This window comes from Streptomyces sp. NPDC001068 (assembly GCF_042897315.1).
In the GTDB taxonomy this organism is placed as follows: domain Bacteria; phylum Actinomycetota; class Actinomycetes; order Streptomycetales; family Streptomycetaceae; genus Streptomyces.
This window is the reverse complement of record NZ_JBIAYD010000003.1, coordinates 118,980-133,235: the sequence shown is the minus strand read 5'-3', so window position 1 is coordinate 133,235 and position 14,256 is coordinate 118,980. Positions and strand designations below refer to the sequence as shown.

Annotated in this window: 8 protein-coding genes; 6 read left to right on the top strand and 2 right to left on the bottom strand. The window is 65.6% G+C overall.

Going from position 1 to position 14,256, the window contains the following annotated elements; translation table 11 throughout:
- Positions 1-386 precede the first annotated feature (386 nt).
- The gene (locus ACFY3I_RS10025; protein ID WP_390860189.1) at positions 387-956 is read left to right on the top strand and encodes a hypothetical protein; all 570 of its coding nucleotides are present in this window, start codon (positions 387-389) and stop codon (positions 954-956) included.
- A gap of 208 nt (positions 957-1,164) precedes the next feature.
- Here ACFY3I_RS10025 and ACFY3I_RS10020 read toward each other — a convergent pair whose 3' ends face one another.
- Together ACFY3I_RS10020 and ACFY3I_RS10015 are read right to left on the bottom strand one after the other, a co-directional pair.
- On the bottom strand, positions 1,165-1,650 hold the full coding sequence (locus ACFY3I_RS10020) for a DUF4265 domain-containing protein (RefSeq protein ID WP_390860499.1): 486 nt from the start codon (positions 1,648-1,650) through the stop codon (positions 1,165-1,167).
- 314 nt (positions 1,651-1,964) lie between these two features.
- Complete coding sequence (locus tag ACFY3I_RS10015; protein WP_390860188.1) at positions 1,965-2,315, bottom strand: hypothetical protein; 351 nt, start codon at positions 2,313-2,315, stop codon at positions 1,965-1,967.
- A gap of 324 nt (positions 2,316-2,639) precedes the next feature.
- Between ACFY3I_RS10015 and ACFY3I_RS10010 the strand changes: the two genes are divergently transcribed.
- The 5 genes from ACFY3I_RS10010 (at position 2,640) to ACFY3I_RS09990 (ending at position 13,872) form a co-directional block, all read left to right on the top strand.
- Positions 2,640-3,761, top strand: a complete 1,122-nt coding sequence (locus ACFY3I_RS10010; protein ID WP_390860187.1) for an endonuclease NucS domain-containing protein — start codon at positions 2,640-2,642, stop codon at positions 3,759-3,761.
- A 243-nt stretch (positions 3,762-4,004) separates the two neighbouring features.
- Positions 4,005-4,436: a hypothetical protein gene (locus ACFY3I_RS10005; protein ID WP_390860186.1), complete on the top strand. Its 432-nt coding sequence runs from the start codon at positions 4,005-4,007 to the stop codon at positions 4,434-4,436.
- Between the two features lie 739 nt (positions 4,437-5,175).
- Positions 5,176-7,305, top strand: a complete 2,130-nt coding sequence (locus ACFY3I_RS10000; protein WP_390860185.1) for a hypothetical protein — start codon at positions 5,176-5,178, stop codon at positions 7,303-7,305.
- Positions 7,302-8,258, top strand: a complete 957-nt coding sequence (locus tag ACFY3I_RS09995) for a hypothetical protein (RefSeq protein ID WP_390860184.1) — start codon at positions 7,302-7,304, stop codon at positions 8,256-8,258. The genes ACFY3I_RS10000 and ACFY3I_RS09995 overlap by 4 nt, the downstream gene beginning before the upstream one ends.
- Positions 8,251-13,872: a DEAD/DEAH box helicase gene (locus ACFY3I_RS09990; protein ID WP_390860183.1), complete on the top strand. Its 5,622-nt coding sequence runs from the start codon at positions 8,251-8,253 to the stop codon at positions 13,870-13,872. The genes ACFY3I_RS09995 and ACFY3I_RS09990 overlap by 8 nt, the downstream gene beginning before the upstream one ends.
- Positions 13,873-14,256: the final 384 nt, after the last annotated feature.

The window sequence follows — 14,256 nt, the reverse complement described above, 5'->3', positions numbered from 1 at the left end:
TTGACTGGCGAAGCGGAGAACGGTTGATCGAGTCCGCCCGTCGCACACTGCTAGCTGGGGCAAAGTTTTTCCTGGGGCCTGGCCGGCACTTCGTCAATCGGCACGGTCGCTTCGCAGGTCGCTATCTGGATGAAGTCCTGATGGGGCAGACAGCTCCGGGTAGCTACATCGTCACCGCTTACGCTCCGCCGCATGCTGGGATCTCGCTGTCAGCCTCCGGCGGAGAGGCATCGTCTCTCCCTGATGTCGGTGTCGCACATGCTCGGGAGGTATCACAAGCAGTCGTCCGAGCTGTGGAGGCGACTGCGGAGGCAGTTGAGCACTACCGCACGAGCGGATCACTGTCTGGCTTCGAAGCTGGAGTGCCACGGGGCATCTCTTATGAGATGACCCAGGCTCTCCTGGGTATCGCCGCTAATTCAGATGGCGCCGATATCGCCGTCGAATGGGATTCAAGTAACCCTGGGTCGGCTCCCGAATCAGTGCGCTTTGAGTTCAAAGGCTCAGACGCGGAACCTCTAGGTAAAGCGGCGGTGCGGCTGGCAGAGGATAAGTCATCTCGCATGGTGACTATTATTGGCCGAGTGCATCTACTCGCCAAAAAGGACGTGGGGAGTCCGGGTGTCTTCGGGGTTGAAGCACTCACTTCAGGACCGGTAAGGAAAGTACGTGTTCGATTGGCTGACGAGGAAGACTATCACGAGGCCATCAGGGCACATGAAGAAGACTTGGCATTGCAGGTTTCCGGAAAGCTAGAGAAAGAGGGGAATCTGAGCTGGCTCTACAATGCGACGGTTATTCGAACAATGGGGCATGTGGACGAATATCGGCGCCCCCAATCTGTGAGGAATGTTTCAGCTGGTCAGATAAACCTGTTCGATGATGAAGCGAGCCAAGCACCTCAAATAACTCGCCAATCTTCCGGTCCTCCGCAAGGCAATGTGGTAGACGGGTAGCTGCAACTGAGGCCGACGGAATCTTAATGAGCGAGTAAGGAGCCGTTCTCTTGCCCTGGGTGTTGCCTGAGATCTTGGTGACCTGCGTTCTCGCTACTCAGGGGCGGTGGGCTCGTGCACCTGGTGGTCGTCGTTGGTCGTCATTGGCCGCTGTCGAGCGATCTCGCACGGCCCAGCTACGGCCCAGCCATGGATCACATGAACGGCGTCAGCCGACGGACGCGGCCCGCCATTGTGCAGTGATGCATCCCTCTTCCATGTCCCACCGCTCTTTGGCCACACCGTGGTTGAGGAGCCCTTGTACCTTGGTGAGATCGGCGGTGGGCGGGACGTCCAGGGCAACCATGCCGAACCTCTCTATGCCTTCGCCGCAGACCCCGAGAGCGTGAAATGCGTTGATCACGCTCTGCCGTGCAGCTCCTGAACCGCCGTCACGGAACACGATGAGGCGGATGGTGCAGTTCTCCGAACGCCGGACCACCTCGCCGGCCCACCGCACGCCCTCCTCGTCCGGTTCGGTGGCCACGATGTCCCCACAGGCGATACCCCGGACGAACCAGGGGATGTTGTCGAGCCGCACGGTGCCGTCACCCTGATCGACCGCCCACAGGCTCTCCACCGACGCCGGCGGCCAGTCGTTCTCGACCTCCATCCGGAAGTGCACCTTCACGTACGGGCCTTCGGGGTTCGTCATGGTGTTCAGGATGCACAGTCCTTCCGCGCACGCCGCAGGTGGGTGCACGGTTACGTCCACTTGGAGTCGGACACTGGTTCGTCTGTGCCCCAGCCGACGACAGTCAGCCACGATGGCGGGTGCGCCGACTGACCAGGCGCACGTGTGCCCTGCTGTAGCCCCCACCAGCCTCAGCCACGTTGCCTATGGCGTCGACCAGCAAGCCACTACGACCGGCCCGCGACGACGATTCTGGAGCTCCCAGCTTGGGAAGCTGCGGGCATATGCGGCGGGTAGCGCTGCTGAGCAGGGCGTTCACCTGGCACCGGGCCTCGTCACCCTCGGTCGCTTTCACCGTGGTTCCCCGGTGTTCCCCGCTCGATCTGGTGCGCTTGTGGTGCGTCGGCCGTGTCCTGGCCTGGTGTCGTTGGCTCGTCTGCTCCACCGTGCAGATCGGCGCGGAGACGCTCCTTGGCCGCTTCAAGGCGTGGGCCGTAGTCGGGCATGAAGATCTCGCTCAGCGTCTTGTCCAGCGTTCCGGAAATCGCGTAGATCGGCGACCACACGGCTAGGTCGTGCACGATCCCTTCAAGGTCGTCGGACCGGAACATGACTTGATAGAGCCAGTCCGACAGCACGAACGCTTGATCGCGCGAGAGCTTGATGGTGATCGCTTCCTCGTCCACACCCTCAACTTAGCTTCCCCGGCTGGCGGTGGCCTGGACCCGAGCTTCCGCGCTGATCAACACGATTTCCAACTGCGTTGGTGGGGTCTTGGCCAAGGTTCGGGGGCGTTCACCTGCGTTCACGGGCGGATGGTCGCCGATGCTGGAAGGGTTGCTGGTCTCGCCTGAACGCCCATGAACGGGGCTGAATGAGACGGAAAGTGCTACGGGCCGCGGGTAGTCCGTCTCAGCGTGGGCTGTCGACTCGCTGCCCGGTCCTGCCCCATGGTTCCCCGCTTCCTCAGGGTCTGCTTGACTTCAGATCTGGGCGGAGGGGGAGCGGGCATGCCGCTGGAATTCGGGCTGTGGCGGGTGGACGACAAGCCAGTGCGGGTCACTACGCGGCCGATGCCGCTGGAGTCGCGGTTGGAGGAGCTCATCGAGGCCGATCCGGGAATCGTGGGGCAGCCGTTGCTGCTGATCGGTCGGCAGGTGTCCACGCAGTACGGCAAGGTCGTCGACCTGCTTGCCATGGATGCCGAAGGGGGCCTGCATGTTCTTGAGCTCAAGCGCGACCGTACCCCCCGTGAGGTCGTGGCACAGGTTCTGGACTACGGCTCCTGGGTCCTGGAGCTCACCAACGAGCAGATACGCGACATCTATGCCTCGTACGCTCGCGGCAGAGGCCTGGCAGAGGAGCTGGACGAGGCGTTCGCGCTGCGGTTCGGCGGCAGTCCGCCGGAGGCTCTCAACTCCACTCACTCCCTGACCATCGTCGCGAGCGAGATCGATGCGGCGACCGAGCGGATCGTCACCTACCTGGCATCCGGGTTCCAGGTGCCGGTGAACGTGCTCTTCTTCCGTTACTTCGAGGACGAGGGACGCTCGTACCTGGCACGCACCTGGCTGATCGATGAGGCCGAGGCAGTGGTGCCGTCGGCGGGAGCGAAAGGACGCGCGAAACAGGAGCCGTGGAACGGGACGGACTGGTATGTGTCGTTCGGTGATGAGTCAGGCAGCCGGAGTTGGGACGACGCACTTGGCTACGGATTCGTGTCGGCCGGCGGCGGGGAGTGGTTCTCCCGGACGATCCGATCCCTGCCGCTCGGAGCGCGCGTGTTCACCCACATCCCCAAGGTGGGATACGTAGGCGTCGGCACCGTGGCCGGCGAGCCGCAGCCGTTTGAGGATGCCGCCCTCACCATTGACGGTGAGAGCCGACGGATGGCTGATCTGTCCCTGGGGGGCACCTACCGACGGGCTGAGGAGAGCGCAGAGGGGGATGGGGAGGATCGTCGTGAGTGGATCGTCCCGGTCACTTGGGAACATGCCGTGCCCCGCGAGGAAGCGTTGTGGCGCCCGGGCTTCTTCGCCAACCAGAACTCTGCCTGCAAGCTCCGCGCCCGCTTCACGATCGATGAGGTCTCCCGTCACTTCGGCATCATTGACGGCTCCACCGATGCCTGAGAAGGGTTGGTAGCGGCGTGTCAGGGCCTGCGAAGCGTGTCCGAGGTCTCGGCTCACTCCCACCCCCTGGTGTCCGCCATTCCCTGTTCTGCCCCGCGCGATCTGGCACGGGCATCTCCGGCTGGAAGCAACGCACGCAAAAGCTCCTCCAAACCTCAAGTTCAGCGACCAGCTGATCGATACGCTATGGCGATCTCGGGCGCCAGGCTTTAGGTCATCGTCCTTGACTGTCCGAAGGGGGAAATGGTGATTGATCACAAAGACTTTATGCATGGTGCGGCATTGGTCGCGATCGCCGACTCGGAGATGTTCACAGCACTGAATCGAGCGAGTGTAAAATACGGCCACTATGTGGTGAACCATGACCGCCACTTGTTCATAAAGTACAACGACGGAAAAGGGCCGGGAGACTACTTCTTTACGTTCTCTGGGGAAGACAAGGAGAGAATTACCTCCGAAGCGGCATCCCTCGTTTTCGCTGTTCTTGTGTGCGGCAACGAGGTGGTCACGGGCATCACTCGTGAGGAACTGTCGCAACTCATCACTCTGACCATTAGCGCCGCTTCTACCGTCAAGGTCTCGGCTCAGCAGGGCAGGCAACTCAGGATCTCGGGGCCCAGCGGGCAGCTTCCGTTGATTTCTCGCCGCTCGTTCCCAACACGGATCCTCGAATAGTGGGCACGACTCCGGAGGGCCCTTGGAAAGTGGGTAACGCTGCAGGTCACGGCCCTGCACGCGGTAGATTAGGCGGGGTCAGTCCACGGATAGTCCATGGCTGGCTGCGCACCCCTTTCGATCCCGGCTTGGGCAATGCTGGGCAGAGCCGTCTCAACCTGGCGCGTATGTGCACCATGATTCGCTCGCGACTGCTGTTGTCCGCTGCTAAGGTCCGCGCGTACGGCCTCGGTTTCGGGGTGGCCGGGTCCCCGGGTGCCTTCTCAGTCGGCGGGGATGCGCTCCTCCGGGGCGGTGGCGCGGACTAGGTCGCCCGCGAACTCTTGGAAGAGTTTGAGCTCGCATGTGCGCGTTTGGCCATGTCCGACGCTCATTTGGCGAACCTGGCCCAGAACTCGGTTCAAAGGTCGGAAGCGCTCCGTGCCGATGTACGCCGGAGCCTTCGCCAGATGGAAAGCTGGCTCGGAGACCTGTAGCGACACCCGTGCCGGCCACGCAAGCGCAGGTCACCGGCTTGCGGAGGCTGCTGACAAGGAACGCGTGCTGTCGTATCGTTGCCGACATCAGTGCGCTCACCACGGGCATCCCTCTCTGCGCGCCCCACGCTGCAGCCACCTGGCCAACCCGCCGCCACCGCGCGGCGCGACAGTCGGGCCGGGAACAGGCCGCGGCGAGGGCACGTCCCCCCCACGCCACGCAATATCTAGATGCGGACAGCGCTGTGGGCAGAGGCAGGCAGATGAAGCGAGCGTACGACCGGTGGCACGAAGTCCTCTCTGACGAGTTCTTCGGTGCTGACCATGCCCTGCAGAGCACTGTGCTGTATGTCGACGACGAGGTTGAACGGGAACTCGCTCAGCGGTTCGGCATCGAGGAGTCGCTCAGCAGCGCCGTCGCGGACGAGCTCTACTGGTCGGGGTCGGACAAGGCCCTGCTCTGGCGCGTGATGAGCCAGTGCCGGGTATGGGCGGCGAAAGGAAGCACCGGCGCGCCGCCGAGCCTTCCGGTCCTGGCGGCGTCGGTCCTCGCGGCCACCCGGATGGCGACCTCGGACGGTATGCGCCGAACGAATTTCCGCGGACGTTGGTACCAGATGTTCGGCGTCCCGCAGGAGGGACCTGAAGCGAACCGCCTTGACAAGGCCCTGGACGACGTAGCGGCCATGTGGGAGGAACTGGACTCCTGGCTCGAAGATACCGGCGGCCTGTACGGGACGAGCACAGTGAGCACGGACGAGTTTTACTGGCGCGTGGGATACCCGGTCTCACAGGCGCTCGTCCGCAGGTCGGACCGCCAAGCACTCACACGCTTCTTCGCCACGACCCGGCTGCGGCCCCACAACTCGACCGAGGTGCCAGGCCGAGAGCTCCTGCGGCGGCTCAACGCGTGGAGTGCGGGGCGTGGCCGGGGCCTGTCTCCCCGGCTTATGGAGGAGCTGAAGTTCGCATCTGCGCCCAGTAGCGGCGAGGGCGGCGATCCACTCATCGTCGCCCTTCTGGAGCGGCTGGCCGCCACCTGGGACGGAACCCTCCACGAGCCGGAGCGTCAGCAGCGGCGCCGGGCGCTGGGCTTGCGCATCGCGGTGACGGACAAGGGCCGCCGTCTGGAGTGGCTTGCGGACGCTGCCGAAGGTGTAGAGGAGACGACTGTCCGGATTCACGACGGCCGGTCCTTCACCCTCCGCACCGACTACGGGGGGGTCTACTCAGGGCTTGAGACCTTGGTGCCTTCAGAGCCCCAGCTCCGCCTCGGTGTCCATCTCGACGGCGACGACCTCGTCATCGAATGGGTGCCTCAGGAGGTCGTACTGCTCCGCATGCACGCGGATCTCGGCGAGTGGGTGAGCACAGAGTATTTCGAACCCGGTGAGCCGCACTGGATACTGGCGTCCTCGTCGTCGGCGGCCCAGGTGCGCGCCATGCTCAGCGGGCTCCGGTCCAAGACGGTGCGGGAGGTTGCCGCCCCTGTCCCCGGGTGGCGGCTTTTCAAGGGCGTGCGAGCTGTCGATACCTCCGCGTTCAAGCAGGCGCTGGACTCCAGCGCTGAGCACAGCCACGTCCTGCACCCCCAGATCAGGCAGCACACGAAGCTGATCGGCGGACTCCGCATCGCCCGCGAGTACCGCACCGGATCCGGCCTCGCGGGCCATTACCTCAGGGGCGGGGAACCCGACCTCTTCCTGCCGGCCTCCGACACTCCCGACCGTACCGTCGAGGTATCCCTCGACGGCCGGACTGAGAACCTGCGCGCTGACCCCCGGGTGCCCTTCCCCCTCAACTGCCTCGCCTTCGAGGAAGGTCAGCACGAGGTGGGCACATCTTCGAGCCGCCAGATCTTCACCGTCTACGACGGGTTCCACGAAGCACTTCCTGAGGGCACCGGTTCGCTCGGATACCGGTGCGCAGGCACTTCCGCACACCGCGTCAGCGAGTGCGATGACGAGGACAGCGGAGCCTTCATCCGGGGCGCGGATGCCACGTCTGCTCCCGCCCCGGCCCGAACAGTCGTCGTCAAGCTCGAGGTTGTGGAGTCCTACTTCCTCGACCAGTACGGAACGGTGACGCCGGTACGAAGGCAGGAAGCACCGTCGTGGGTCAGCAAGCGCATCTCCCAGGCGTCCGAAACCCCCGCGATGGAAGCAGAGATCCCAAATGGCGCTGTGTGGTTCGTCTACCGCACTCCACAGCGATGGTGGGTGCGGCCAGCTGATCCCGGTGCTCCGGCTCCTGCCCCGGTACCGACCTGGGAGGACTACCGCTGGGCATACGTCGTACTCAGCGCCGCCGATGCGTGCCGGGCGGCAGGCTGGGCCGAGTACGTGGTTGCTGCCGCAGAAATCAGCAACACGCGCGATCGGGGTGGGAAGTGAGCACGGAAATCGGCGCGGGAGACCTGTTGCTGCGTTGGTTCAGCGAAGAGGGGGCGGGGAGTCTCACCGAAGCAAAGCAGAGTCTGTGGTGGCTCGGCGCCAAGGAGTCCGACGAGATCGAGTCCGGCGCACCAGGCCGTTGGCTCCGCGATGCCGTGTCTCTGGCATACCTCGACGTCGACTGGAGCGGGCGCCGCTGGTCCGCTGCGCCACCGGTGCTCACCCCGCTGCCTAAGGCACAGGGTCTTGCCGCCATCACGGGCAGCCGCACGGCCTCCTTCGACCGGCGACTCGACGAGCTGCAGGACGAGGGGCTCGTCCAGCTGTACCGGGCCTCGTCGGACCGGCCGCCTCGGGACATCCAACTTCCCTCTTCGTACTTCGTCCGATTCGGGGACGAGAGCGAACTCCGCGATCTGGCGGAGGACCTCGGAGCTGTCTTCGCTCCCACTTTTGCCTACCGGGGTGCGGCCCTGCTGCCGGGCTCGGGCCTGGCGGACCGCACCTCGGCGCCGGAGCACGGAGCACCGCTGGAGCGCTACGACTTGGAGCAGCGGCGGTACATGCCGACCGTCCGTCCGCAGGGTGACGGCCTGTACCGGCTAAAGCGCAGGGACAGCAAACGGGTCTGCCAGGTTCTCCGCGACGGGGCCTGGTTCGAGACCACCCACGAGTACGGCATCTACACGGTGCTATCCGAGCAGAACAGCGCCGCCGACGTACTGCGGTGGCGCCCCGAGGCCGACTGCGGTCGCGACGGCATGGGGACGCTCTTCGTGGACTGGGGCTATCCGCTGCCGGACCTGCAGCGGAGGGTTGCTGCCATGTGCTCCGGCCTCGCACCCCGCATTCAGGAGTCAGCCCAGAATCTTGCGTACGACAACGTCCCGGGGGACGTGGCCTTGAAGATCGCCGCATCGCTCGGGCAGACGCTCGGAGACCTTCATGCCTGACAACGCGACGACAGAACCCGCGGCAGATCACGGACTGGACATCGTCGGCTCCTTTGATCACCTTAAGAATGCGCTCTTCCGCTACTACGACACCCCTTTCGGGCTGGCAGACGATGAACTGGAGGAGGAACGGCGCCGGTTGTTCGACCGTGATGGGGGCGCCTGGCGCCGCCCGCTGATCGAGGTCCGTCCGCAGTACGTCTCTGCCGGAGTGAGTATCGCCGCGTCGGTCCGCGAGGCCGCCGCCCACCCCCAACTCGCCGAGCTCGTCGAGCTGGGCCTCCTCAAGGGCGTTCGCTCCCTCCACGAGCACCAGCACCAGGCGCTCGCCGCCGCGGTCAGGGACCGGCGCGACGTTGTCATCACTGCCGGTACCGGATCAGGTAAGACGGAGGCGTTCCTGCTCCCCATCCTTGCCGACCTGGTGCGGGAGTCCGAGTCGTGGAGCGCGACGTCAGCCCCGGCCAACCGCTGGTGGACCTCGCCCGACGGTGCTTTCCAGCCGCAGAGGGCTGGCGAGCGCGGCCGCCACGCTGCCGTTCGCGCACTCGTGCTGTACCCGATGAACGCGCTCGTCGACGACCAGATGATGCGTCTGCGCAAGGCTCTGGACAGCGACGGCGTGCGCGCGTGGTTTGAGGCCAAGCGCCCTGGACACCGCTTCTACTTCGGCCGCTACACAGGCGCGACACCTGTCCCGGGGGACATCGGTTCTGCTGCCGGCGTCAGGAACCTCCGCAAGGAATTTGCCGCCACCGAGGCTCGCTCCCGCCAGGCCCAGAGCGGCGACGGCGACGGCAAGTACTTCATCCCCCGGCTCGACGGTGCGGAGATGCGCTCCCGCTGGGACATGATCCAGGCCCCCCCGGACATCATGATCACCAACTACAGCATGCTGAACGTCATGCTGATGCGGTCCCGGGAAGCGTCCGTCTTCGAGAAGACGCGCCAGTGGCTGCACCAGGTCCCCGACGCCCGTTTCACACTGGTGGTCGACGAGCTCCACACGTATCGCGGCACAGCTGGTACGGAGATCGCGTATCTGCTGAGAAACCTCCGCCACCGCTTGGGCCTCACCGACCGTCCTGACAAGTTCCGGGTCATCGCAGCATCTGCCTCCCTCGAAGCACCCCGGGACCTCGACTTCCTCCAGGAGTTCTTCGGGATCGAACGCGACCGGTTCGAAGTGCTCGGCGGCCGTCTGGACCTGCCTGCGACCACGGACTCCGACGTGTCGGATCATGCTGCCGAGTTCGCGCGTCTCGGCTCTGAGCCCGGAGCGGCCGAGGCTGACGACCTCCTGGCCCGTACCGGTGCCGGCGACGCCCTCACCAACGCACTTCGGGACGGCGACCGGCTGACCGCCGACTTCGACGACGCAGTGGCAGCCAGGATGTTCCCGGCGGTGGCGAAGGAGCAGCAAGCAGACGCTCTGGCAGGCGTTTTGGCCGCGCTCCGCCGAAGCGGGCTGCCCAAGCTGCCGACTCTGCGGGGCCACCTCTTTTTCAGAAACATCCCCGGAGTCTGGGCATGCTCAGATCCTGAGTGCCCGCAGGTCCCCGGACGAGAACCCGCTGACGGAGAGCCCGCCCACGGAGAGGACAGCGCCCGGACCGTCGGAAAGCTGTTCTCGCGGCCGACCTCGCGATGCGACTGCGGAGCGCGGGTCCTCGAACTGCTCTACTGCCAGAACTGCGGCGATGTGCTGCTGGGCGGGTACGCCCCGGAATCTGCCTTCAAACAGCGCAGGGGGAAGGGATTCGAAGCCGGTCTCCTCGCCGACCTGCCTGACCTCGACTCGCTACCCGACGGGGGCTCCCTCGGCCCCAGCGCGGCTAACTACGTCGTCTACTGGCCGCGGAAGAAGCACCCTGCCGCGGACAAGCTGGACTGGGAGACGAGTTCCGACAAGGGGGCGATGAGCGCCGGATTCGAGTTCAAGCGGAGTGCGTACGACCCCCGCACCGGCATGCTGCGCAACCACAGGAACCACACCGGTTGGTCCTTCCACACCAGCGTTCCAGAGCCGAAACGCGGACGCCCCCGCCTCCGGCTCGAAGACCTTCCGGCCGCTCCGTCCCAGTGCCCTGGCTGCGGCGACAACTGGGAGGTCCGGCGTATCGGGCACGACAACCTCAGCTTGAGCGACCCCCGTCGCCTCCGGACTCCCGTCCGGTCGATGCGCACCGGTTTCGAGAAGATCAACCAGGTACTTACCACCGCCGTCCTCGCCCAATTGCCCACGCGTCAGGCCGTCGTCTTCTCCGACAGCCGCCAGGACGCCGCGAAGCTCGCGGCCGGCCTCGGCTTGCGCCATTACCAGGACCTCCTGCGTCTGCTTCTTGCGGAGGAAGTCGCAGACCAAGGAGATCCCGCAACCGACCTGGCAGCGATCCAGGGCTTCTACCAGAGTCCCTCGCGGACCAAGGAGGACCTAGCGGCAGCTCAGGCCGCCCGTAAGCGGATCCGGCCCAGGGACCCCGCCGCATACGACCAATGGGAGAAGCTCCAGAAGCCGCCCTCTGCCGGGAGTCTCGACGACCTCGCCGATGATCCAGAGCCGGACACGGAGGAGGAGCTCTACGCGCGTCTGAGCAGGGTTCCGAGTCTGGACAGCCACGCCGCCACCGTTGCCGAGAGGCTGGTCCACCTCGGAGTGAACCCCGGAGGGCCGAACGCCTCGCTGCAGACGGCTCGCTATGAGAAGGGCACTGAGACACGGCGGTGGTCGTCGCTGTACCGATGGCCCGACGATCCCGAAGGGAAGGTCCGCGACGAGTCCGGCACGGTTCTCAGCGCGCGGCAGCGTGATCTCCGCGAGGAGATACGGGAGTCCCTCAGCCGGGAGCTCCTCATGGGACTGTTCGGCAGTGCGGGCAGGGACTTCGAATCACTCGGTCTCGGCTGGCTCTCGCTGGCGTCAGACAGGTCGGTCCTCACCAGCGACCGGGCTTCAGAGATCGCACTCGTACGGGGAAGCCTGCGTGTCCTCGGCCACCTGCGCCGGTTCGCAGGCCTCCGTACCGCCGCGGACACTCCGCCTCGTCGCCTCCGCGACTACTGGCAGAGGATTGCAGCGGTCACAGGCCAGGACGAGGAGGATGTCCAGCACCGAGCCGAGCGAGCATGGGGCAAGGCCGTGATCGGGTACGTGATCCAGCCGGAGGAAGTGTCCCTCCGCCACGGTGAAGGCCTCACGTGGGAGTGCGGCGTATGCCATCGCCGGCACTTGCACCCTGGGACAGGCATCTGTACGAAGTGCGGAGGACCGCTGCCTCCCGAGGCGGAGGACTTCGACGCGCCGGAGGACGACTACTACGCGTGGATGGCGAAGAACGGAATCGGGAAGTTCCGCCTGAACACTGCGGAGCTCACCGGCCAGACCGACCGGATCGAGGCCCAAGGGCGCCAAGCCCGCTTCCAGAGCGTGTTCCTCAACGATGCGGAACACCCGCGGCCCGACACCCTCGACGTGCTCTCGGTGACCACGACGATGGAAGCCGGCGTGGACATCGGACCGCTCTCCGTCGTGCTGATGGCCAACATGCCGCCGACCCGCTTCAACTACCAGCAGCGGGTCGGCCGGGCAGGCCGCCGCGGGGCGCCCGTAGCCCTTGCGCTTACGGTCTGCCGCGGGCGCAGTCACGACGAGCACTACTTCCAGGACCCCAAGCGCATCGTTGACGCTCCGACCCCGCCTCCGTACCTCTCTACGGATATGAAGGACATCTACCAGCGGGTCCTCGCCTCTGAGGTGCTCCGCCGGGCGTTCGAATCCGCACAGACGAACTCCGCGGGCGACGCTGAGCTCGACCCGACGCGCAACGTCCACGGCCAGTTCGGACTCGTCCGCGACTGGCATGCTGTCCGCCCCGCGGTCGAAGCGTGGATCGCATCCGAGGCCGCTCAGATCAGCGCGGTGGCCGAGGCGCTCGTGAGCCACACGAAAAGCACCGGGTCTCTTGACGCGGCACTTCGATGGGCGACGGAGCGCCTTGTTGCCGAAGTCACCGCTGTCGCTGAATCATCCCGCGGGCACCACGATCTCAGCCAGCGCTTGGCTGAGTCCGGCCTCCTTCCGATGTTCGGCTTCCCGACGTCGGTCCGCTACCTCTACACGAGGCGGCCGCGGGAGTCCTACCCGTGGCCCCCGCCAGGTGTCGTCGACCGCTCGCTCGACATCGCGATTTCGCAGTTCGCCCCCGGCGCGGAGACCGTGAAGGACGGGAAGGTCCATACATCGGTCGGTGTGGTCGGATACGTGCCTGGAGGCAGGACCCCGAAGGCTGTGGGTGATCCCCTCGGCGAAGCGCAGCACATCGGTATGTGCCGTGCGTGCGGGCACCTCGACGAGGACGCGAAGGCTGTTTCCGAGCCGGGCGGAGACGAAGAGCGGACTGCGGAGTGTCCTGCCTGCGGAGCATCCGACGGCTCGTACCGGGAGATCGGCCTCCATCAGCCGGCGGGCTTTTTGACCGGAGGGAAGGCGCGCGACTTCGACGGCAACTTCGCCTGGAGGGCCAGATCACTCTCCCCGCGTACGGCAGCGGACCTGGAGTCCGGTGCTCCCCGGCGGATTACCCAAGCCGGGATGGTGGTGCATGCCGGAAAGGGCCGCCGCTACGCGGTCAACGACAACGGCGGTCGGCTCTTCCACTTCTCCCCGGCCAAGGCGACCTCCGACTGGTCCGGTGCCTTGGTAGAGGCAGAAGCTGCCGTCTATGCGCCCTGGCTGGCCGGAACCGTTGAAGACGCCAGCAGCACCCCTGGCACAGCGATCGGCGCGGTCCAGCACACCGATCTCTTCCTCCTCGGCCCGGCCTCGGGCGAGAGTCTGGAACACGGCCTCCGCCTCAACCTCGCCTCGGTCGCCCAGGCGACCGGATTCCCGGATGACCGCTCCGGACGCCGTGCCGGCTGGTACTCCCTGGCGGCACTCCTCCGTGTAGCAGCCGGCGATATCCTCCAGGTCCAGCCGAACGAAATCGCCTCCGGTATCCACGGTGCTGGATCCGCCGGCTCCCGGGCGCGGACGTTCGCCTTCCTTTCCGACACCCTCGATAACGGCGCGGGCTACTGCACCCACCTGGCCGAGCCTGAGGTCTTCAACGACCTCGTGGCGGCCGCCAACCGCATGGTCGAGAAGTTCCGTGACGGCAGCCACGGCCGCGACTGCCGGGGCTCCTGCTACGAGTGCCTGCGCGACTACACCAACATGGCCTACCACTCGCTCCTGGACTGGCGGCTCGCCGACGACCTCCTCGCCATCCTCTCCGGGGAGGCCACAGGTACCCGCATCGAGCCGCGCCAACCCAGTCGGCTGCTGCAGAACTGGGCGGCCGACTTCCCGGAGGGCGATGCCGAGTTCGTACCGGACCTCGGTGGGGCAGGCCCGGCCGTCCTGTTTGAGCAGCGCATGTGGGTAGCCGCCAAGAGTCCCTTCGAGGCAGCTGACGACCAACTTGAATCCCCCCGGATCTCTGCGGTCAGGCGAGCCGCGGCCGCAGACAGCCGAGGCGTCCCCGAGGTCGTCTTCGCCGACGACTTCCTCCTCGATAAGGCGCCTGCGAGGATTGTCTCCATGGTGACCGACTTCGAGGGCAACGACGAATAGCGGTACAGGATCAGAATTACGACTGTCTTCAATCCCTCCCTCAGATCTTGATCACTAACCATCCACAACGCTGAACCGAGTGATCGCCAGGTGGGGTGAACTTCCATTTTGCGTGGGAGAAGACGACAAAGACCCCCCAGGTCACAGACCTGGGGGTTTCGTGTGGAGCGGGTGACGAGAATCGAACTCGGGCTCTCAGCTTGGGAAGCTGCGATCATTTGGGGTCGGTTCGGGCGCTGACCTGCTCTAATGGCCGACCTGCGGCCTGGTCGACGTCGCTTGCTTTCACCGTGATTCCCCGCTGTTCCCCGCTCGATCTGGTGCGCTTCTGGTGCGCCCCTAGCGCGTAGCGCAACGGGCCCGGATGATCGCCTGGACTGACTT

Excerpts from the sequence above, each read along its gene's own strand:
- ACFY3I_RS10005 (WP_390860186.1), top strand. The coding sequence starts at position 4,005 with ATGGTGATTGATCACAAAGACTTTATGCATGGTGCGGCATTGGTCGCG.
- ACFY3I_RS09990 (WP_390860183.1), top strand. The coding sequence starts at position 8,251 with ATGCCTGACAACGCGACGACAGAACCCGCGGCAGATCACGGACTGGAC.
- ACFY3I_RS10020 (WP_390860499.1), bottom strand. The coding sequence starts at position 1,650 with ATGACGAACCCCGAAGGCCCGTACGTGAAGGTGCACTTCCGGATGGAG.
- ACFY3I_RS10000 (WP_390860185.1), top strand. The coding sequence starts at position 5,176 with ATGAAGCGAGCGTACGACCGGTGGCACGAAGTCCTCTCTGACGAGTTC.
- ACFY3I_RS10010 (WP_390860187.1), top strand. The coding sequence starts at position 2,640 with ATGCCGCTGGAATTCGGGCTGTGGCGGGTGGACGACAAGCCAGTGCGG.
- ACFY3I_RS10025 (WP_390860189.1), top strand. The coding sequence starts at position 387 with ATGACCCAGGCTCTCCTGGGTATCGCCGCTAATTCAGATGGCGCCGAT.